The 19,476-nt window shown below is 67.8% G+C and carries 15 protein-coding genes and 1 tRNA gene; 1 reads left to right on the top strand and 15 read right to left on the bottom strand.

Translation table 11 applies throughout. The features are described from left to right. Positions 1-5: 5 nt before the first annotated feature. The 15 genes from fusA to BJ992_RS06080 form a co-directional block, all read right to left on the bottom strand. Complete coding sequence (gene fusA, locus BJ992_RS06150; RefSeq protein WP_221474703.1) at positions 6-2,054, bottom strand: elongation factor G; 2,049 nt, start codon at positions 2,052-2,054, stop codon at positions 6-8. 90 nt (positions 2,055-2,144) lie between these two features. Beyond that, on the bottom strand, positions 2,145-2,615 hold the full coding sequence (gene rpsG / locus BJ992_RS06145) for a 30S ribosomal protein S7 (RefSeq protein WP_184978964.1): 471 nt from the start codon (positions 2,613-2,615) through the stop codon (positions 2,145-2,147). A 1-nt stretch (position 2,616) separates the two neighbouring features. Next, entirely contained in the window at positions 2,617-2,991 is a 375-nt protein-coding gene (gene rpsL, locus BJ992_RS06140; RefSeq protein WP_184978963.1) for a 30S ribosomal protein S12, read from the bottom strand. Between the two features lie 557 nt (positions 2,992-3,548). Further along, positions 3,549-7,421 (bottom strand): DNA-directed RNA polymerase subunit beta', encoded by a 3,873-nt coding sequence (locus tag BJ992_RS06135; RefSeq protein WP_184978962.1) that lies wholly within the window; start codon positions 7,419-7,421, stop codon positions 3,549-3,551. Positions 7,422-7,443: 22 nt separating this feature from the next. Continuing rightward, positions 7,444-10,911, bottom strand: coding sequence for a DNA-directed RNA polymerase subunit beta (gene rpoB / locus BJ992_RS06130; RefSeq protein ID WP_184978961.1), 3,468 nt, complete (start codon positions 10,909-10,911; stop codon positions 7,444-7,446). A gap of 483 nt (positions 10,912-11,394) precedes the next feature. Beyond that, positions 11,395-11,970: a hypothetical protein gene (locus tag BJ992_RS06125; protein ID WP_246496533.1), complete on the bottom strand. Its 576-nt coding sequence runs from the start codon at positions 11,968-11,970 to the stop codon at positions 11,395-11,397. Further along, entirely contained in the window at positions 11,967-12,488 is a 522-nt protein-coding gene (locus BJ992_RS06120) for a hypothetical protein (RefSeq protein ID WP_184978960.1), read from the bottom strand. The genes BJ992_RS06125 and BJ992_RS06120 overlap by 4 nt, the downstream gene beginning before the upstream one ends. A 229-nt stretch (positions 12,489-12,717) precedes the next feature. After that, entirely contained in the window at positions 12,718-13,107 is a 390-nt protein-coding gene (rplL, locus tag BJ992_RS06115) for a 50S ribosomal protein L7/L12 (RefSeq protein WP_184978959.1), read from the bottom strand. A gap of 101 nt (positions 13,108-13,208) precedes the next feature. Further along, positions 13,209-13,751, bottom strand: a complete 543-nt coding sequence (rplJ, locus tag BJ992_RS06110) for a 50S ribosomal protein L10 (RefSeq protein WP_184978958.1) — start codon at positions 13,749-13,751, stop codon at positions 13,209-13,211. 380 nt (positions 13,752-14,131) lie between these two features. After that, a complete protein-coding gene (locus BJ992_RS06105) occupies positions 14,132-14,971 on the bottom strand; it encodes an SCO4651 family lipoprotein (RefSeq protein WP_184978957.1) in 840 nt (279 codons plus the stop codon). Positions 14,972-15,214: 243 nt separating this feature from the next. Continuing rightward, positions 15,215-15,934: a 50S ribosomal protein L1 gene (gene rplA / locus BJ992_RS06100; RefSeq protein WP_184978956.1), complete on the bottom strand. Its 720-nt coding sequence runs from the start codon at positions 15,932-15,934 to the stop codon at positions 15,215-15,217. A gap of 128 nt (positions 15,935-16,062) precedes the next feature. Beyond that, positions 16,063-16,494: a 50S ribosomal protein L11 gene (gene rplK / locus BJ992_RS06095; RefSeq protein WP_184978955.1), complete on the bottom strand. Its 432-nt coding sequence runs from the start codon at positions 16,492-16,494 to the stop codon at positions 16,063-16,065. A gap of 173 nt (positions 16,495-16,667) precedes the next feature. Next, on the bottom strand, positions 16,668-17,462 hold the full coding sequence (nusG, locus tag BJ992_RS06090; protein ID WP_184978954.1) for a transcription termination/antitermination protein NusG: 795 nt from the start codon (positions 17,460-17,462) through the stop codon (positions 16,668-16,670). Between the two features lie 88 nt (positions 17,463-17,550). Next, positions 17,551-17,817: a preprotein translocase subunit SecE gene (gene secE, locus BJ992_RS06085; protein WP_184978953.1), complete on the bottom strand. Its 267-nt coding sequence runs from the start codon at positions 17,815-17,817 to the stop codon at positions 17,551-17,553. A 75-nt stretch (positions 17,818-17,892) separates the two neighbouring features. Further along, a tRNA-Trp gene (locus BJ992_RS06080) sits at positions 17,893-17,965 on the bottom strand. Between the two features lie 178 nt (positions 17,966-18,143). On the opposite strand from BJ992_RS06080, the gene BJ992_RS06075 reads away from it, so the two are divergent. Next, on the top strand, positions 18,144-19,349 hold the full coding sequence (locus BJ992_RS06075) for a pyridoxal phosphate-dependent aminotransferase (RefSeq protein ID WP_184978952.1): 1,206 nt from the start codon (positions 18,144-18,146) through the stop codon (positions 19,347-19,349). The last annotated feature ends 127 nt before the right edge of the window (positions 19,350-19,476 follow it).

The following is a 19,476-nucleotide window of genomic DNA, read 5'->3' as shown; positions in this document are numbered from 1 at the left end:
CGGTACTACTCGCCCCGAGCCTTCGCGACGATCTCCTTGGCGATGCCAGGAGGCACCTCCGAGTAGGAGTCGAACTGCATGCTGTAGACCGCCCGGCCCTGGGTCCTGCTGCGCAGGTCGCCCACGTAACCGAACATCTCCGACAGCGGAACCAGGGCGCTGATGACCTTGGCCCCGGTCCGGTCCTCCATCGCCTGGATCTGCCCGCGGCGACCGTTGAGGTCACCGATGACGTCACCCATGTAGTCCTCGGGCGTGGTGACCTCGACGGCCATCATCGGCTCCAGGATTACGGCGTCCGCCCGGCGCGCGGCCTCCTTGAAGGCCATCGAACCGGCGATCTTGAAGGCCATTTCCGACGAGTCGACCTCGTGGTAGGCACCGTCCCGGAGGGTGACTTTGACACCCACCATCGGGTAGCCGGCCAGCACGCCGAACTCGGCGGCCTCCTGCGCGCCCGCGTCCACCGACGGGATGTACTCCCTGGGGATGCGGCCACCGGTGACCTTGTTCTCGAACTCGTAACCGTCGTTGCCCTCGCCGAGCGGCTCCACGTCGATGATCACGCGCGCGAACTGACCGGAACCACCGGTCTGCTTCTTGTGCGTGTACTCGACCTTCTCCACCTTGCGGCGGATGGTCTCGCGGTAGGCGACCTGCGGGCGGCCGACGTTGGCCTCGACCTTGAACTCCCGGCGCATGCGGTCCACCAGGATCTCCAGGTGGAGCTCGCCCATGCCCCAGATGACGGTCTGGCCGGTCTCCTCGTCCCTGCGGACCTGGAAGGAGGGGTCCTCCTCGGCCAGGCGCTGGATCGCGGTGCTGAGCTTCTCCTGGTCGCCCTTGGTCTTGGGCTCGATGGCCACGTTGATGACCGGGGCGGGGAAGTTCATCGACTCCAGCACCACCGGGCTGGACGGGTCGCTGAGGGTGTCACCGGTGGTGGTGTCCTTCAGGCCCATCACGGCCACGATCTGACCGGCGTGCGCCGACGAGCGCTCTTCGCGCTTGTTGGCGTGCATCTGGTAGATCTTGCCGATCCGCTCCTTCTTGCCCTTGACCGAGTTCACCACGCTGGTGCCGGTCTCCAGGGTGCCGGAGTAGATGCGGATGTAGGTGAGCTTGCCGAGGTGCTGGTCGCTCATGATCTTGAAGGCCAGAGCGGAGAACGGCTCGGTGGTGTCGGCGTGACGCTCGATGACCTTCTCCTCGTCGCCGACCGCGTGGCCCTTGAAGGCCGGGATGTCGATCGGGGCGGGGAGGTAGGCGACGATCGCGTCGAGCAGGGGCTGCACACCCTTGTTCTTGAACGCCGTGCCGCACAGCACCGGGTTCACCGCGCTGCTCAGAGTGGCCCGGCGGATGCCGGCGACCAGCTGCTCCTCGGTGGGCTCGACACCCTCGAGGAACAGCTCCATGAGCTCGTCGTCGTTCTCGGCGACGGTCTCGACCAGCTTGTCGCGCCACTCACGGGCCACCTCGGCGTGATCGGCCGGGATGTCGACGGTGTCGTACATCTCGCCCTTGGCCGCCTCGGCGCTCCAGAGCAGGCCCTTCATCTTCACCAGGTCGATGACGCCCTTGAAGTCGGCCTCCACACCCCACGGAAGCTGGATCACGAGCGGGGTCGCGCCGAGACGCGAGACCATCATGTCGACGCAGCGGTGGAACTCGGCGCCGACGCGGTCCATCTTGTTGACGAAGCAGATACGCGGGACGCCGTAACGGTCGGCCTGACGCCACACCGTCTCGGACTGCGGCTCGACGCCGGCGACGGCGTCGAAGACCGCGACCGCGCCGTCGAGGACGCGCAGCGAGCGCTCCACCTCGACCGTGAAGTCGACGTGGCCGGGAGTGTCGATGATGTTGATGGTGTGATCGAGCCACACGCAGGTGGTCGCGGCGGAGGTGATGGTGATGCCGCGCTCCTGCTCCTGCTCCATCCAGTCCATGGTGGCTGCGCCCTCGTGGACTTCACCGATCTTGTAGTTGATACCGGTGTAGAACAGGATGCGCTCGGTCGTCGTGGTCTTTCCCGCGTCGATGTGGGCCATGATCCCGATGTTTCGGACCCTGGCCAGGTCAAGAGCGGTCGTAGTGGCCACTTCTCTCGCGTCCTCGTCGTCTCGTCGTCGCCGCCGGGGTTACCAGCGGTAGTGGGCGAAGGCCTTGTTGGACTCGGCCATCTTGTGGGTGTCCTCGCGCCGCTTCACGCTGGCGCCGAGGCCGTTGCTGGCGTCGAGCAGCTCGTTCATCAGCCGCTCGGTCATGGTCTTCTCGCGGCGTGCGCGGGAGTACTGCACCAGCCAGCGGAGGGCCAGAGTGGTGCTGCGCGCGGCGCGCACCTCGACCGGCACCTGGTAGGTGGCACCGCCGACGCGGCGGCTGCGCACCTCGAGAGTGGGCTTGACGTTGTCCAGAGCGCGCTTCAGCGTCACCACGGGGTCGTTGCCGGACTTGTCGCGGCACCCCTCAAGCGCGTTGTACACCACGGTCTGCGCGAGCGAACGCTTGCCGTTCAGCAGGACCTTGTTGATGAGCGCGGTGACCAGCGGCGAGTTGTACACCGGGTCCGCGACAAGCTGGCGACGCCCAGCGGGGCCTTTGCGCGGCATGTCAGCTCTTCTCCTTCTTCGCGCCGTAACGGCTACGGGCCTGCTTGCGGTTGCGGACACCCTGGGTGTCCAGCGAACCGCGGATGATCTTGTAGCGAACACCCGGCAGGTCCTTCACACGGCCGCCGCGCACCAGCACGATGGAGTGCTCCTGAAGGTTGTGGCCGACACCCGGGATGTAGGCCGTGACCTCGATGCTGTTGGTGAGCCGCACACGGGCGACCTTCCGCAGCGCCGAGTTCGGCTTCTTCGGAGTCGTGGTGTAAACGCGGGTGCAGACGCCGCGCCGCTGGGGGCTCCCCTTGAGCGCCGGCGTCTTGGTCTTACTGACCTTGTCCTGCCTGCCCTTGCGGACCAGCTGCTGAATCGTGGGCAACCGCGTCTCCGTTCGTACTTCGCCGGTGAATCGAAAAGTCATGCGATTCGCAGGTACTGCCGGTGTCATGACCTGCTGTTTTCCCACCCGCTCCGACCCCCGCGCTCGGGCGTGTCGCGATCTTCGCCGACTACTCCCGGCGAGGCCGGACCGTGGAGGGTCACGCGCCGCCCGGCCGACCTCGTCAGAGGCGCACGGTGCGCACGCATGTGAGCCCGCGAGACCACGGGCACGAAGGGCAAGACTACCCACCCCACCGCAACACGTCAAAACGGTTGCGCCACCAGCCGCCACGTGAGCGGCTCCTGTGCGTGCCGTGCCCCCCGGAGCCGGTTTCCGTCCGGCCGCCGATCGGGCTCTTGTCAAGTTTACCGGCACGCGGAGAGTTCTCTCGACGATTTACGCGTGTTGATCGCCTGACCTGATCCGCGCCGGGGAACCCCTGCGAACAGGTGTGCGGACCGGCCGCAGGCGCATCGTCCGGAGCAGGAAAAGCAGGAGGCGCCCCACCCCCGTAGGGGCGGGACGCCTCGCGCCTGGCTCTGCGCCGACCCGCGTCAGCGGTTGTACTGCCCGAAGTCGTACTCCTCCAGCGGGACGGCCTCGCCGCTGCCGGTGCCGAAGGTGTAGTCGGTCGCGGAGCCGTCGTAGCCGCCGACGGTGTACATCGCCGCCTTGGCCTCCTCGGTCGGCTCCACCCGGATGTTGCGGTACTGCGACATGCCGGTACCGGCCGGGATCAGCTTTCCGATGATGACGTTCTCCTTGAGGCCGAGCAGCGAGTCCGACTTGGCGTGGATCGCCGCGTCGGTGAGGACTCGCGTCGTCTCCTGGAAGGACGCCGCCGACAGCCACGACTCGGTGGCCAGCGACGCCTTGGTGATGCCCATCAGCACCGGACGGCCGGAGGCGGGGGTGCCGCCCTCGGCGACGACCTCGCGGTTGACCATCTCGAAGCGCGGACGCTCCACGAGCTCACCGGGCAGCAGGTCGGTGTCACCGGACTCCAGCACGTTCACGCGCTTGAGCATCTGCCGCACGATGATCTCGATGTGCTTGTCGTGGATCGACACACCCTGCGACCGGTAGACCTGCTGGACCTCGGCCACCAGGTGCAGCTGCACGGCCCGCGGGCCGAGGATGCGCAGCACCTCGTTGGGGTTGACGGCGCCGGCGATGAGCTGCTGGCCCACCTTGACGCGCTGCCCCTCCGACACCAGCAGGCGCGACCGCATCGAGACCGGGTAGGCGATCTCGTCGGAGCCGTCGTCCGGAGTGATGACGATCTTGCGGGTCTTGTCGGTCTCGTCGATCCGCACCCGGCCGTCCGCCTCGCTGATCGGTGCGACACCCTTGGGGACGCGCGCCTCGAACAGCTCCTGGACACGGGGCAGACCGTGGGTGATGTCGGCGCCGGCCACACCACCGGTGTGGAAGGTCCGCATCGTCAGCTGGGTGCCGGGCTCACCGATCGACTGGGCCGCGATGATGCCGACGGCCTCGCCGACGTCCACCAGCTTGCCGGTCGCGAGCGAACGGCCGTAGCAGGTGGCGCAGACGCCGATCTTGGCCTCGCACACCAGCGCGCTGCGGGTGCGGACCGTCTCGACGCCGGCCTCGACCAGCGCGGTGACGATGACGTCGTTGATGTCGACGCCGGCCGCCGCGACGACCTTGCCGTCCACCTCGACGTCCTCGGCCAGGATGCGTCCGTGCACGTTGCTCTCGGCGTTCTCGGCCTTGGACAGGGTGCCGGCCGAGTCACGCTCGCCGACGTGCAGGGGAACGCCGCGGTCGGTGCCGCAGTCGATCTCACGCACGATGACGTCCTGCGCGACGTCGACCAGGCGCCGGGTGAGGTAACCGGAGTCGGCGGTGCGCAGCGCGGTGTCGGCGAGACCCTTCCGCTGGCCGTGGGTGGAGATGAAGTACTCCAGCACCGACAGGCCCTCGCGGAACGAGGACTTGATCGGCCGCGGGATCGTCTCACCCTTGGTGTTGGACACCAGGCCGCGGATGCCGGCGATCTGCCGGACCTGCATCTTGTTGCCGCGCGCGCCGGAGTTGACCATCATCCAGACCGAGTTGGTGGCCGGGAAGGCGTTCACCATGTCGGTCTCGACGTCGGCGGTGGCGTGCGTCCAGATCTCGATGAGCTCCTGGCGGCGCTCCTCGTCGGTGATCAGGCCGCGCTCGTACTCGCGCTGCACCTTGTCGGCGCGGCGCTCGTACGACTCCATGATCGCCGCCTTGTTCGGCGGGGCCACCACGTCGTCGATCGAGATCGTGACACCCGAGCGGGTCGCCCAGTGGAAGCCGGCGTCCTTCAGCGCGTCGAGCGCCGCGGCCACCTCGACCTTGGGGTACTTCTCGGCCAGCTCGTTGACGATCGTCGAGAGCTGCTTCTTGCCGATCTGCGCGTTGATGAACGGGTAGTTCTCCGGGAGCGTCTGGTTGAACAGGCACCGGCCGAGCGTGGTCTCCAGCCGGTAGGAGTCACCGGCCTCCCAGCCCTCGGGGGCCGACCAGCCGCGCGGCGGCGGAGCGGTGACCCGGACCTGGATCTTGGCCTGGATGTCCAGCTCGTGCCGGTCGTGGGCCATCAGCGCCTCGGAGACCGAGGCGAAGACCCGGCCCTCGCCCTTGGCGTCGTCGCTCTGGGTGGTCAGCCAGTAGAGACCGATGATCATGTCCTGGGTGGGCATGGTCACCGGCTTGCCGTCGGCCGGCTTGAGGATGTTGTTGGTCGAGAGCATCAGGATGCGTGCCTCGGCCTGGGCCTCCGCCGACAGCGGCAGGTGGACCGCCATCTGGTCGCCGTCGAAGTCCGCGTTGAACGCGGTGCAGACGAGCGGGTGGATCTGGATGGCCTTGCCTTCGACCAGCTGCGGCTCGAAGGCCTGGATGCCGAGGCGGTGCAGGGTCGGCGCGCGGTTGAGCAGCACCGGGTGCTCGGTGATGACCTCTTCGAGCACGTCCCAAACGACCGCGCGAGCACGCTCGACCATGCGCTTGGCCGACTTGATGTTCTGCGCGTGGTTCAGGTCGACCAGGCGCTTCATCACGAACGGCTTGAACAGCTCCAGCGCCATCTGCTTGGGCAGGCCGCACTGGTGCAGCTTGAGCTGCGGGCCGACGACGATGACCGAACGGCCGGAGTAGTCGACGCGCTTGCCGAGCAGGTTCTGGCGGAACCGGCCCTGCTTGCCCTTGAGCATGTCGGACAGCGACTTGAGCGGCCGGTTGCCGGGACCGGTGACCGGACGGCCGCGCCGGCCGTTGTCGAACAGCGCGTCCACGGCCTCCTGGAGCATGCGCTTCTCGTTGTTCACGATGATCTCGGGGGCCCCGAGGTCGAGAAGCCGCTTGAGGCGGTTGTTCCGGTTGATGACCCGGCGGTACAGGTCGTTCAGGTCGGAGGTCGCGAAGCGGCCACCGTCGAGCTGGACCATGGGACGCAGGTCCGGCGGGATCACCGGGATGCAGTCCAGCACCATGCCGTTCGGCGAGTTGCGCGTGGTCAGGAACGCGGACACGACCTTGAGCCGCTTGAGCGCGCGGGCCTTCTTCTGGCCCTTGCCGCTGCGGATGGTCTCGCGCAGGGACTCGGCCTCGGCGGCGAGGTCGAAGTTGTTCAGCCGCTCCTGGATGGCCTGGGCCCCCATGCCGCCGCGGAAGTAGCGGCCGAAGCGGTCGCGCATCTCGCGGTACAGCAGCTCGTCGCCCTCGAGGTCCTGGACCTTGAGGTTCTTGAAGCGGCTCCAGACCTCCTCCAGCCGGTCCAGCTCACGCTGGGCCCGGTCACGGAGCTGGCGCATCTCACGGTCGGCGCCTTCGCGCACCTTGCGGCGCACGTCACCCTTGGCGCCGGACGCCTCCAGCTCGGCCAGGTCGGCTTCGAGCTTCTTCTGCCTGGCCTCGATGTCGGCGTCGCGGCGCTGCTCGATGTGCTGGCGCTCGACGGAGATCTTGGCCTCCAGGGACGGGAGGTCCCGGGAGCGCATCTCGCCGTCCACGAACGTGATCATGTAGGCGGCGAAGTAGATGACCTTCTCGAGGTCCTTCGGCGCCAGGTCCAGCAGGTACCCGAGGCGCGACGGGACGCCCTTGAAGTACCAGATGTGCGTGACCGGCGCGGCCAGCTCGATGTGGCCCATCCGCTCGCGGCGCACCTTGGCGCGCGTGACCTCGACGCCACAGCGCTCACAGATGATGCCCTTGAAGCGGACGCGCTTGTACTTGCCGCAGTAGCACTCCCAGTCGCGGGTCGGACCGAAGATCTTCTCGCAGAAGAGCCCGTCCTTCTCCGGCTTGAGGGTGCGGTAGTTGATGGTCTCGGGCTTCTTGACCTCACCGTGCGACCACTGGCGAATATCGTCGGCCGTGGCGAGGCCGATGCGGAGCTCGTCGAAGAAGTTGACGTCGAGCACTTGTTATCCCCTCGCTTGGAAATCAGACCTCTTCGACACTGCTCGGCTCACGCCGGGACAGGTCGATGCCGAGCTCCTCCGCCGCGCGGAAGACGTCCTCGTCGGTGTCACGCATCTCGATGGACATGCCGTCGCTGGAGAGCACCTCGACGTTGAGGCACAGCGACTGCATCTCCTTGATGAGGACCTTGAAGGACTCAGGGATGCCCGGCTCGGGGATGTTCTCGCCCTTGACGATGGCCTCGTAGACCTTCACGCGGCCGAGAACGTCGTCGGACTTGATGGTCAGCAGCTCCTGGAGCGCGTACGCGGCTCCGTAGGCCTCCAGGGCCCAGACCTCCATCTCACCGAAGCGCTGGCCACCGAACTGGGCCTTACCGCCGAGCGGCTGCTGGGTGATCATGGAGTAGGGACCCGTCGAGCGAGCGTGGATCTTGTCGTCCACCAGGTGGAGCAGCTTGAGGATGTAGATGTAGCCGACCGAGATGGGGTGCGGGAACGGCTCCCCGGAACGGCCGTCGAACAGCCTGGCCTTGCCGTTGACGCCGACCATGCGCTCGCCGTCCCGGTTGACCAGGGTGTTCTCCAGCAGGCCGGTGAGCTCTTCCTCGTGCGCGCCGTCGAACACCGGAGTGGCGACGTTGGTGCGCGGCTCGACCTGGCCGAAGCCCTTGTCGCGCAGCCGCTCGGCCCACGCCTCCTCGATGCCGGAGATGTCCCACCCTCTGGCGGCGATCCACCCGAGGTGGGTCTCCAGCACCTGGCCGACGTTCATGCGGCCCGGCACGCCGAGCGGGTTGAGGATGATGTCGACCGGGGTGCCGTCCTCGAGGAACGGCATGTCCTCGACCGGCAGGATCTTGGAGATGACACCCTTGTTGCCGTGACGGCCGGCCAGCTTGTCGCCGTCGGTGATCTTGCGCTTCTGCGCGACGTACACCCGCACCAGCTCGTTCACGCCGGGGGGGAGCTCGTCGCCCTCCTCGCGGCTGAACACGCGGACACCGATGACCTTGCCCATCTCGCCGTGCGGCACCTTGAGGGACGTGTCGCGGACCTCGCGGGCCTTCTCGCCGAAGATGGCGCGCAGCAGGCGCTCCTCGGGGGTCAGCTCGGTCTCACCCTTCGGGGTGACCTTGCCGACCAGGATGTCACCGGGGACGACCTCGGCGCCGATGCGGATGATGCCGCGCTCGTCGAGGTCGGCCAGCACCTCCTCGGAGACGTTCGGGATGTCCCGCGTGATCTCCTCGGGGCCGAGCTTGGTGTCACGAGCGTCGACCTCGTGCTCCTCGATGTGGATCGAGGACAGCACGTCGTCCTGCACCAGGCGCTGCGACAGGATGATCGCGTCCTCGTAGTTGTGACCCTCCCACGGCATGAACGCCACCAGCAGGTTCTTGCCGAGCGCCATCTCACCGTCGTCGGTGCACGGGCCGTCGGCGATCACCTGGCCGAGCTCCACCCGGTCGCCCTCGTGCACGATGGGCTTCTGGTTGAAGCAGGTTCCCTGGTTGGAGCGCTTGAACTTCGCCACGCGGTAGGTGGTGCGCGTGCCGTCGTCGTTCATCACGGTGACGTAGTCGGCGGAGACCTCTTCGACGAGGCCGGCCTTCTCGGCGGTGATGACGTCACCGGCGTCGGTCGCCGCGCGGTACTCCATGCCGGTGCCGACCAGCGGGGCCTCGCTCTTGAGCAGGGGCACCGACTGGCGCTGCATGTTGGAGCCCATGAGCGCGCGGTTGGCGTCGTCGTGCTCGAGGAACGGGATCATGGCGGTGGCGACGGACACCATCTGGCGCGCCGACACGTCCATGTAGTCGACCTCGCTCGGCCGGATGAACTCGACCTCGCCGCCCTTGCGGCGGACCAGGACGCGGTCCTCGGCGAAGGTGCCGTCGGCGCGCAGCGGCGTGTTGGCCTGCGCGATGACGTGGCGGTCCTCCTCGTCGGCGGTCAGGTAGTCGATCTCCTCGGTGACGCGGCCGTCCACGACCTTGCGGTAGGGGGTCTCGACGAAACCGAAGGAGTTGACCCGGCCGAACGACGAGAGCGAGCCGATGAGGCCGATGTTGGGGCCTTCAGGCGTCTCGATCGGGCACATGCGGCCGTAGTGGGACGGGTGCACGTCGCGGACCTCGAAGCCGGCCCGCTCACGGGACAGACCACCGGGGCCGAGCGCGGACAGACGCCGCTTGTGCGTCAGGCCGGCCAGCGGGTTGGTCTGGTCCATGAACTGCGACAGCTGCGAGGTGCCGAAGAACTCCTTGATCGACGCCACGACGGGGCGGATGTTGATCAGGGTCTGCGGGGTGATCGCCTCGACGTCCTGCGTGGTCATGCGCTCGCGGACGACACGCTCCATGCGGGCCAGGCCCAGGCGGACCTGGTTCTGGATGAGCTCGCCGACCGTGCGCAGGCGCCGGTTGCCGAAGTGGTCGATGTCGTCGGTCTCGACGACGACCTCGCCGTTCGCCCCCGGCATCGCGACCTCGCCGGCGTGCAGCCGGACGATGTACTCGATGGTGGCGACGATGTCCTCTTCGGTGAGGGTGCCCTGGTTGATGTCGGAGTCGACACCGAGCTTCTTGTTGATCTTGTAGCGGCCGACCTTGGCGAGGTCGTAACGCTTGTGGTTGAAGTAGAGGTTCTCCAGCAGGGTCTGCGCGGACTCCTTGGTCGGAGGCTCACCCGGCCGCAGCTTGCGGTAGATGTCGAGCAGCGCGTCGTCCTGACCGGTGGTGTGGTCCTTCTCCAGGGTGGCGCGCATCGACTCGTACTGGCCGAAACGCTCCAGGATCTGGTCGCTGGTCCAGCCGAGCGCCTTGAGCAGCACCGTGACGGCCTGCTTGCGCTTGCGGTCGATGCGGACGCCGACGCTGTCGCGCTTGTCGATCTCGAACTCGAGCCAGGCGCCGCGCGAGGGGATCACCTTGCAGCCGTACAGGTCCTTGTCGGACGTCTTGTCGACGCTGCGGTCGAAGTAGACGCCGGGGGAACGCACAAGCTGCGACACCACGACACGCTCGGTGCCGTTGATGATGAAGGTGCCCTTGGACGTCATGAGCGGGAAGTCGCCCATGAACACCGTCTGGCTCTTGATCTCACCGGTGGTGTTATTGATGAACTCCGCCGTGACGAACATCGGGGCGGAGAAGGTCATGTCCTTGTCTTTGCACTCGTCGACCGAGTACTTGGGCGGCTCGAACCGGTGGTCGCGGAACGACAAAGACATCGTGCCGGAGAAGTCCTCGATGGGACTGATCTCCTCGAAGATCTCTTCTAGCCCGGACTGGGCCGGGACGTCCTTGCGGCCGGCCTGGCGAGCCGCGTCGACCCGCGCCCGCCATTTCTCGTTCCCGAGCAGCCAGTCGAACGACTCGGTCTGCAGGGCGAGAAGGTCGGGAACTTCGAGCGGCTCCTGAATGCGCGCGAAAGAGACGCGGCGGGGACCAGCGGGTACGGCGAAGGCGTTGCGCGAGGCTGCCAACAGATGTCCTTCCGAGGGCTCGCGGACTGACTACACGCACGCCAGACGACCACACACTCGAAGGCCACGAAGGTTACCTAGAGAAGCGGGTCGTCAAAGGGCAGCGCAAAGGGGCAGTGTAGCCGATGGGCATACACCTGTCCACTCAGTCTCGCTCTGCGCACTCACGTTGGACGCAGCATCGCCCGTCAGCGCCGAAACGTCAAGCCCGTAAGCCCGGATTCGCGACGATCGTGAGTCGTCACGCAGGGTTTTCTCCCCGCGGCGGACCACACGGTCAGCCGGATCCAGACGATACCCGCGAGGCGGATCGGCTAACGCTCGGTCACGCCGTGGGTCGAAGGCTTACCCGCCGTCGACACTGACGTGCCTGGTATCTGCCCGGTCCACACCAAGGCCAAACCCGGCCTTTGCTAACAATTTGATAACCCGCCCCGCCCATCACCGGCGTGTCCGGACGTGCGGCATCCGACCTGGTCACGCTCAGTCAGTCGGTGCGTTGCCGATCAAGGTCGACAGCTCGGACACCAGCCAGCGGCCGTCACCGTTGACCAGGACGAATCTCGCGCGGTTCTGCGAAACCTGTTTCAAAGGGACCGATCCCCCGGCGGGGATCTTGGTGGTGGCGAGGTTCATGAAGATCACCACCTGTACCCGGTCAGGTGTGGCCGACTCGACCGCCGCGGCGGCGACCACGGCCTGCTGCACGGTCTGCTGACGTTTGACGGCCGGCGGCAGCACCGTGCCGAGTTCGCGGTAGTGGTCGGCGAGAGCCCCTGTGGCGTACCCGCGGGCCCGCGCGAGATCGGCGTCGATGGTGCGGTAGTCGTAGGAGAGCATGTCAGGCGCGTACGTGCGAGCCGCCGCGAGCGCCTCGGCGGCGGCCGTCTCGCTCTGCCTCAGCTCACGCAGGCGCAGATAGCCGGCCCCCACCAGGAACGCCAGAGTGACCACCAGGACGGCCAGCAGCGCCACCAGCACGCTGAAGGACCACGAACGCGTGCGCGTGCGGCGACGGCGGCTGGGTATCCCCTGCATCGCCTCGGCGGCGGTGCTCATGGGACGTTCTCCAGCTTCGAGGCCCACCACAGGCCGTCTATCTTGGTGACCTCGACGTTCCATCGGTAGTAGCGGTCCTGCGGCGCGGTCTTCGCGCCCTCCCAGCTCACCACCGAGTCGGCCACCACCAGCACGCGGGCCACCGACCGGTGCGCGTCCATGGACACCAGGCCCGCGGCGCGCACCACGCCGGTCTGCACGGCCTTGTTGGCCCGGGTCGCCGCCTTCAGCCGCTCGGCGTCCCTGGCGTAGTCGGCCCTCGCCTGGCCGGTGGAGGACTCGATGACGCGTTCCACGTCACGGTCCACGGTGCGGTGGCTGACCGCGAGCAGGCTGAGCGCGTACCGCTGAGCGGCCTGGATCGCGGCCACGCGGTCGAGCGCCGCCCCGCGTGCCTGGTCGAGCTCGGCCCCCACCCGCACCCACGCGAACCCCAGCACCGCCGCCGGCACGAGCAGGAAGACCAGCACGGTCAGGCGCCGCCGCCGCGGACGGGGCCGTGCCGCGTGCTGCGCCACGTGCGCCCTCCTCTCGCCACGGCCCTCGGAAAGGGCCGAACCGGCCCGTACGGTCGGGCGGATCATAACCCGATACAGGTCCCGCGATCCCGGTCCATAGCGGTCCGTTCACCCTCGGAACCCGGGAAACACGAAAGGGACGGACACCCGGCACCTGGGTGGCCCGTCCCTTTCGGATGGAGCGTTTCGACGCGCGCGTCGGCGCGTCAGATCCTCGGAGAGGAGAACGTCACTTGACGGTGACGGTGGCGCCGGCGCCCTCGAGGGCGGCCTTGGCCTTCTCCGCGGCCTCCTTGTTGACCTTCTCGAGCAGCGCCTTCGGCGCGCCGTCCACGAGGTCCTTGGCCTCCTTCAGCCCGAGGCTGGTGAGGGCCCGGACCTCCTTGATGACCTGGATCTTCTTGTCGCCGGCGGCCTCGAGGATGACGTCGAACTCGTCCTGCTCCTCGACCTCCTCGGCGGCACCCGCGCCACCACCGGCCGGGGCCGCGACAGCGGCGACCGGCGCGGCGGCCTTGACGTCGAAGGTGTCCTCGAAGAGCTTCACGAAGTCGGACAGCTCGAGGAGGGTCATCTCCTTGAACGCGTCGAGCAGCTCGTCGGTGCTGAGCTTCGCCATGGTGGTACTTCCTTCGCTTGTGTCAAAACGGTGTTAAGGACCGCGGTGTGCGCAGCGATCCCCGCTCGCGAGCCCGCACAGGACGGGCCGCGGGTCCCGAGCTACTCGGACTCGGCCTGCTCCGCGCCGGCGCCGGCCTGCTTCTCGCGCAGAGCCTCGACGAGGCGCACGAGCTGCGTGGGCAGCGCGTTGAACGTGGCGGCGGCCTGGGACTGCTTGGCCTTCAGGGCGCCTGCCAGCTTGGCGAGCAGGACCTCACGCGACTCGAGGTCGGCGAGCGTGGTGATCTCGGCCGGCGTCATCGCCTTGCCGTCGACGACACCACCCTTGATCACCAGCAGGGGGTTGGCCTTGGAGAAATCACGCAGGCCCTTCGCCGCCTCGACCACGTCGCCGGTGACGAACGCGATCGCGGTCGGGCCCTGGAACAGATCGTCCAGGGAGCTGACCCCGGCCTCGTTGGCCGCGATCTTGGACAGGGTGTTCTTCGCCACGGCGAACTTCGCGTTGCCCCGCAGAGCGGTGCGAAGCTCCTTCAGCTGCGCCACGGTGAGGCCGCGGTACTCGGTCAGGACCGCCGCGCTAGAGCCCTCGAAGCGATCCTTGAGCTCGGCGACAGCGGTCGCCTTCTCAGCCCTCGCCATGGGCCTCCTTCCAGATGTGCCGCCGGTACACGGCCGAAGGACCCATGGAAAAGCGAACGAGCCCCGGCGCAGGCGCGCGGGGCTCACACAGACGGCGTGCGGCACGAGGCGCACGCGGACCATATGGAAACTCTCGACACACCTGCGCTGGTCGCCCACGATCGTGGGACCTTCGGCCACAGAGCCAGGACAAGGCTCAGTGACGACCGGCGGTCTTCGGCGAGACCACTGTACGCGCCAGGACGGCCTCCCACCAAATCGGTTTCCCCGTGACGGTCCTGTACGGCATCGAGCCACGGCCGGAAGGCCGGTTCCCGCCACAGACAACGGTACGTCCCGCACCGGCCGGTGCGGGACGTACCGAGGCGTACAGGCGGTGGTCAGCCACCGATGGCGCCGCCGTTGCCGTTGAGGCCCTTCGGCAGGTCGCCGACCTGGTCGGCCGGCGGGGCCGTGACCTCGGCGGCCTCGTTGAACTGGCTGAACTGCAGAGCCGCCTTGAAGGTGCCGCCCTCGGCGGCGCCGTTCATCTCCATCTTGCGCGGCAGGTTCTCGGCGTCGATCCACGCGTCGAACTTCATGTCCTTGAGCTCGCCGAGCTGAGGCTCCAGCTTCTGGCGCATCTCGGGGTCGAGCTGCTGCACGGCCGCGGCCACCGGGAAGGTGCCCTTGTAGTGCGTGGTGTCCACACCGCCGACCGTCTCGGTGCCGACGGCCTTGACGTCCTTGGACCCAGTGATCATCTTGACGCTGGTCTTGAGGTCGAGCTGCTGCGCCTGAGCGAGGAACTGAGAGGCGTCGACACCGGCCGAGCGGCCGAGCTCGGCGAGGTCGAGCTTGATCCAGGACTTGGTGCCGCCGAGGAGCTTGTTCAGCATCTCGACCTTCATGTACGCCGTCTGCCCGAGCAGGATCACCCGCACGCCACCCGGCACGTTCTGGCCGCCGGCCGAGATCTTGTCCAAGGTGACGTCCGAGGCCACCTGGGGCTTCTGGTGGTAGACCATGGTGCCGGTGACCGAACCCGCGCCGTCCTTGGGTGAGGTGAAGTCCACCGAGATCTGCGCCTGGTAGGAGTCCACCGACTCGGCGCTCTTCACGCTCGCCTGCAGCGCCTCCGCCGCTGCGAGCTTGACCGAGCCGAGAGGCTGCGCCGTGCTCTGCGTCGGCTGACCGCAAGCCGAGACCGCGATCAGCATGGCCGCGCCGGCAGCCACCATCGCGGAAGTAGTTCGCCGCTTCACTTCGATTCCCTTCTATCCCCCCGGACGTGTTTTCGACCCTACGCGCCCCCTCTACCCCGTGCGGCGAGTTCTTTCCAGCAGACATGCCCGCACGCAGCGGGCCGACGCGATCACAGATGATCTGACCTGCGAGGACACGACCTGAGGAGGAAATGAGAAAAGGCCCCGCGCCGACGTGGCGTGGGGCCTTTCCCGCGGCTGCGCTGCCGGTGAGGACCGTCAGGCGTCGAGCTCGGCGGTGATGCCGCGCGTGATGTTGGGGTCCACCGGGATGCCGGGGCCCATGGAGGTGGAGAAGGTGATCTTCTTCAGGTAACGGCCCTTGGCCGCGGTCGGCTTGAGCCGGACCACCTCGTCGAGCGCGGCGGAGTAGTTCTCCAGGAGCTGACGCTCGGGGAACGACACCTTGCCGATGATGAAGTGCAGGTTCGCGTGCCGGTCGACCCGGAACTCGATCTTGCCGCCCTTGATGTCGGTCACGGCCTTGGCGACGTTCGGCGTGACGGTGCCGGTCTTGGGGTTCGGCATGAGGCCACGGGGGCCGAGCACGCGGCCGAGACGGCCGACCTTGCCCATGAGGTCCGGCGTGGCGACGACGGCGTCGAACTCGCTGAGCCGGTTGCCCTTGGAGATGTCGTCGATCAGCTCGTCCGCGCCGACGATGTCGGCACCCGCGGCGCGGGCCTCCTCGGCACGGTCACCGGTCGCGAAGACCAGGACCCGGGCGGTCTTGCCGGTGCCGTGCGGGAGGTTGACGGTGCCGCGGACCATCTGGTCGGCCTTGCGGGGGTCGACACCCAGCCGCAGGGCGACCTCGACGGTCGCGTCGAACTTGGTGACCGAGGTGCTCTTGGCGAGCTTGGCGGCCTCGACCGGAGAGTAGAGGTTCTCCGGGTTGATCTGGTCCGCCGCCTTGCGGTAGGTCTTGCTGCGCTTCATTTCTCTCCTCGTGGAGTGCGTGGTCGTGGGCCAGCGCGTGGCCCTCCCACCGATGGCGCCGGTACGGCCGTGCCGTCCGGCCCGTGATTCGGGTGCCACCGACGCGGATCATCCAGATGGACGACCGGTCAGTCGGCGATGGTGATGCCCATCGACCGCGCGGTGCCGGCGATGATCTTCTCGGCGGCCTCGATGTCGAGCGCGTTGAGGTCCGGCATCTTCGTCTCGGCGATCTGGCGCAGCTGCTCCTTGGTGAGCTTGCCGACCTTGTCGCGGAGCGGGTTGGCGCTCGCCTTGTCGAGGCCCGCGGCCTTCTTGATCAGCTCAGGCGCCGGCGGCGTCTTCGTGATGAAGGTGAAGCTGCGGTCTTCGAAGATGGTGATCTCGACGGGGATGATGTTGCCCCGCTGGGCCTCGGTGGCGGCGTTGTACTGCCGCACGAAGTCCATGATGTTCACGCCGTGCGGACCGAGCGCGGTACCGACCGGCGGCGCGGGTGTGGCCTGGCCGGCCGGAAGCTGCACCTTGACCAGTGCCGCGATCTTCTTCTTTGGAGGCATTGTCCTACTCCGGGTCCGTTTACTCCTGCGAGACTTCCACGGAGGTGGAAGCCACCGAGGGCATGCGCCGGCCAGGCGGCCATCCCTCGGGATTCACCCCGCGTCGGCTCTCGGCCCGCGGGGACGACTTACCAGTGTATGCGTGGCGGCGGATCACCGAGACCCGGACGGCGTCAGATCTTGGAGACCTGGTTGAACGACAGCTCCACCGGGGTCTCACGGCCGAAGATGGACACCAGCACCTTGAGTTTCTGCGACTCGGCGCTGATCTCGCTGACCGTGGCGGGGAGCGTGGCGAACGGGCCGTCCATGACGGTGACCGACTCGCCGACCTCGAAGTCGACGGTGGCGGCCGCGGCCTTGGCGGTGGTGGTCTTGGCCTGCTCGGTCGGCTCAGGCGCGAGCAGCTTGGCGACCTCGTCCAGGCTGAGCGGGCTCGGCCGGTTGGACAGGCCGACGAAACCGGTCACACCCGGCGTGTTGCGGACCGCGGACCAGGACTCGTCGGTCAGCTCCATGCGCACCAGGACGTACCCCGGCAGCACGCGCTCCTTGACCGGGGTGCGCTTGCCACCCTTGATCTCGGTGACGGTGTGCGTCGGCACCTCGACCTGGAAGAGGTAGTCCTCCATGTTGAGGGACTGGGTGCGCGTCTCGATGTTGGACTTCACGCGGTTCTCGTAACCCGCGTAGGAGTGGATGACGTACCACTCGCCGGGGAGGCCGCGCATCGTGCGCTTGAACTCCTCGACGGGGTCCACGTCGGGAACGACGTCACCGTCTTCGTCCACACCGGTTTCGTCAACGGCGACGGCCGGGGTCTCGGCCTCGCCGGACTCCTCGGCCTGCTCGGTCTCACCGGCACCGCCGGCCTCGCCGGTCGCGTCGGTGATCTCGATCGCCTGCTCCGGCTCGCCCTCCCACTCGTCGTCGTGGGACGCGCCGGCCGGCAGTGGGGACTCGGACACAGTGACTCTTTCTCTCTCGTCGATAATGCGATTATCCGCCGTGCCTCAGCCTAGGGCCTTGAGGACACGGCGGTCGCGGCGCCGGGCTCTACGGGGTGCTGGACCCGCCGAAGACCGCGAGCACACCCTTCGTGAGCAAGAAGTCCAGCCCGGCCACGATGCCGACCATGATCAGCACGAAGATCAGGACCACGGTGGTGTAGTTGATCAATGCCTTCCGCGTCGGCCAGATGACCTTGCGGAGCTCCGCCACGATCTGCCGGTAGTAAAGGGCCGGAGAAGTGCGCTTCTTCGCGGGCTGGCCAGACGGCTTGCTCGGCCGGTCCGCGGCCTCGCCGCGCGTGTCGATCGCCACAGTCCTCACCTGATCCGTCGTTCCAACGCAACTTTACGGCGGCATACACGCCATCGGTGCGCGGACCGCACTCCGCAGGGCACGAGGGACTCGAACCCCCAACCGCCGGTTTTGGAGACCGGTGCGCTACCAATTGCGCTAGTGCCCTCTGCCGTGAGCCAGCTTACCCATGTGTCATGGGCCGCGTCGCTCACTAGTTGCAGAAGTGTACGGGGGAATGGGCCCCACGTCGAACCAACCCGTCACGCAGGACGGACGAACCCCCGCGTGTCCACATCATGGATATGCGGCGGAAGCGGTGGGAGACGTCTGGAAGCATGGTACCCATGACCCGTCCTCGCATCTCAGCGCGCATCTCCGCCATATCAGAGTCCGCCACGCTAGCGGTGGACGCCAAGGCCAAGGCCATGAAGGCCGCCGGTCGCCCGGTCATCGGCTTCGGCGCCGGCGAGCCCGACTTCCCGACACCCGACTACATCGTCGAGGCCGCCGCCGAGGCCTGCAGGAACCCCCGGTTCCACAAGTACACCCCGGCGGGTGGCCTGCCGGAGCTCAAGAAGGCCATCGCCGCCAAGACGCTCCGCGACTCGGGCTACGAGGTGGACGCCTCCCAGGTGCTGGTGACCAACGGCGGCAAGCAGGCCGTGTACGAGGCGTTCGCCACGCTGCTCGACCCCGGTGACGAGGTGCTGGTCATCGCGCCGTACTGGACCACCTACCCCGAGGCGATCAAGCTGGCCGGCGGTGTGCAGGTCGACGTGCCGACCGACGAGACCACCGGCTACCTGGCGTCGGTCGAGCAGCTCGAGGCCGCGCGCACCGAGCGCACCAAGGTGCTGCTCTTCGTGTCGCCGTCCAACCCGACCGGCGCGGTGTACTCCCCCGAGCAGGTCGAGCAGATCGGCCGCTGGGCCGCCGAGCACGGCCTGTGGGTCGTCACCGACGAGATCTACGAGCACCTGGTGTACGGCGACACGCGGTTCGTCAGCATCGCGACCGTCGTCCCCGAGCTGGCGGACCGCGTCGTCATCCTGAACGGCGTCGCCAAGACGTACGCCATGACCGGCTGGCGTGTCGGCTGGCTGATCGGCCCCGCCGACGTCGTGAAGGCCGCCACCAACCTCCAGTCGCACGCCACGTCCAACGTCTCCAACGTCGCGCAGTGGGCCGCGCTCGCCGCCGTGTCCGGCGACCTGTCCGCCGTGGAGCGCATGCGTGAGGCGTTCGACCGGCGACGGCAGACCATGGTCCGCATGCTCAACGAGATCCCCGGCGTGGTGTGCCCCGAGCCGTTCGGCGCGTTCTACGCCTACCCGTCGGTCAAGGCGCTCCTCGGCAAGGAGATCCGCGGCCGGCGGCCGTCCTCGTCGGCGGAACTGGCCGAGCTGATCCTGGAGGAGGCCGAGGTCGCGCTGGTGCCTGGCGAGGCGTTCGGCACGCCGGGCTACTTCCGGCTGTCATACGCGCTCGGCGACGACGACCTCGTGGAAGGCATCAGCCGCCTCGCGAAGCTGCTGTCGGAAGCGCACTGAGGTTCCGGCCGGGTCCACCCGACGGCACATCGGACGCATCAGGTGACACACCGGACGTACCAGGTCAGGAGTAGCCGGCGGCAGGTCCGTTCGCCGCACTGAGGGCCTCTCGGGTTGCGGCAGGATA

The sequence above is a fragment of the Sphaerisporangium rubeum genome, from assembly GCF_014207705.1.
Classification (GTDB): domain Bacteria; phylum Actinomycetota; class Actinomycetes; order Streptosporangiales; family Streptosporangiaceae; genus Sphaerisporangium; species Sphaerisporangium rubeum.
This window is presented reverse-complemented; position numbering and strand designations above follow the sequence as displayed.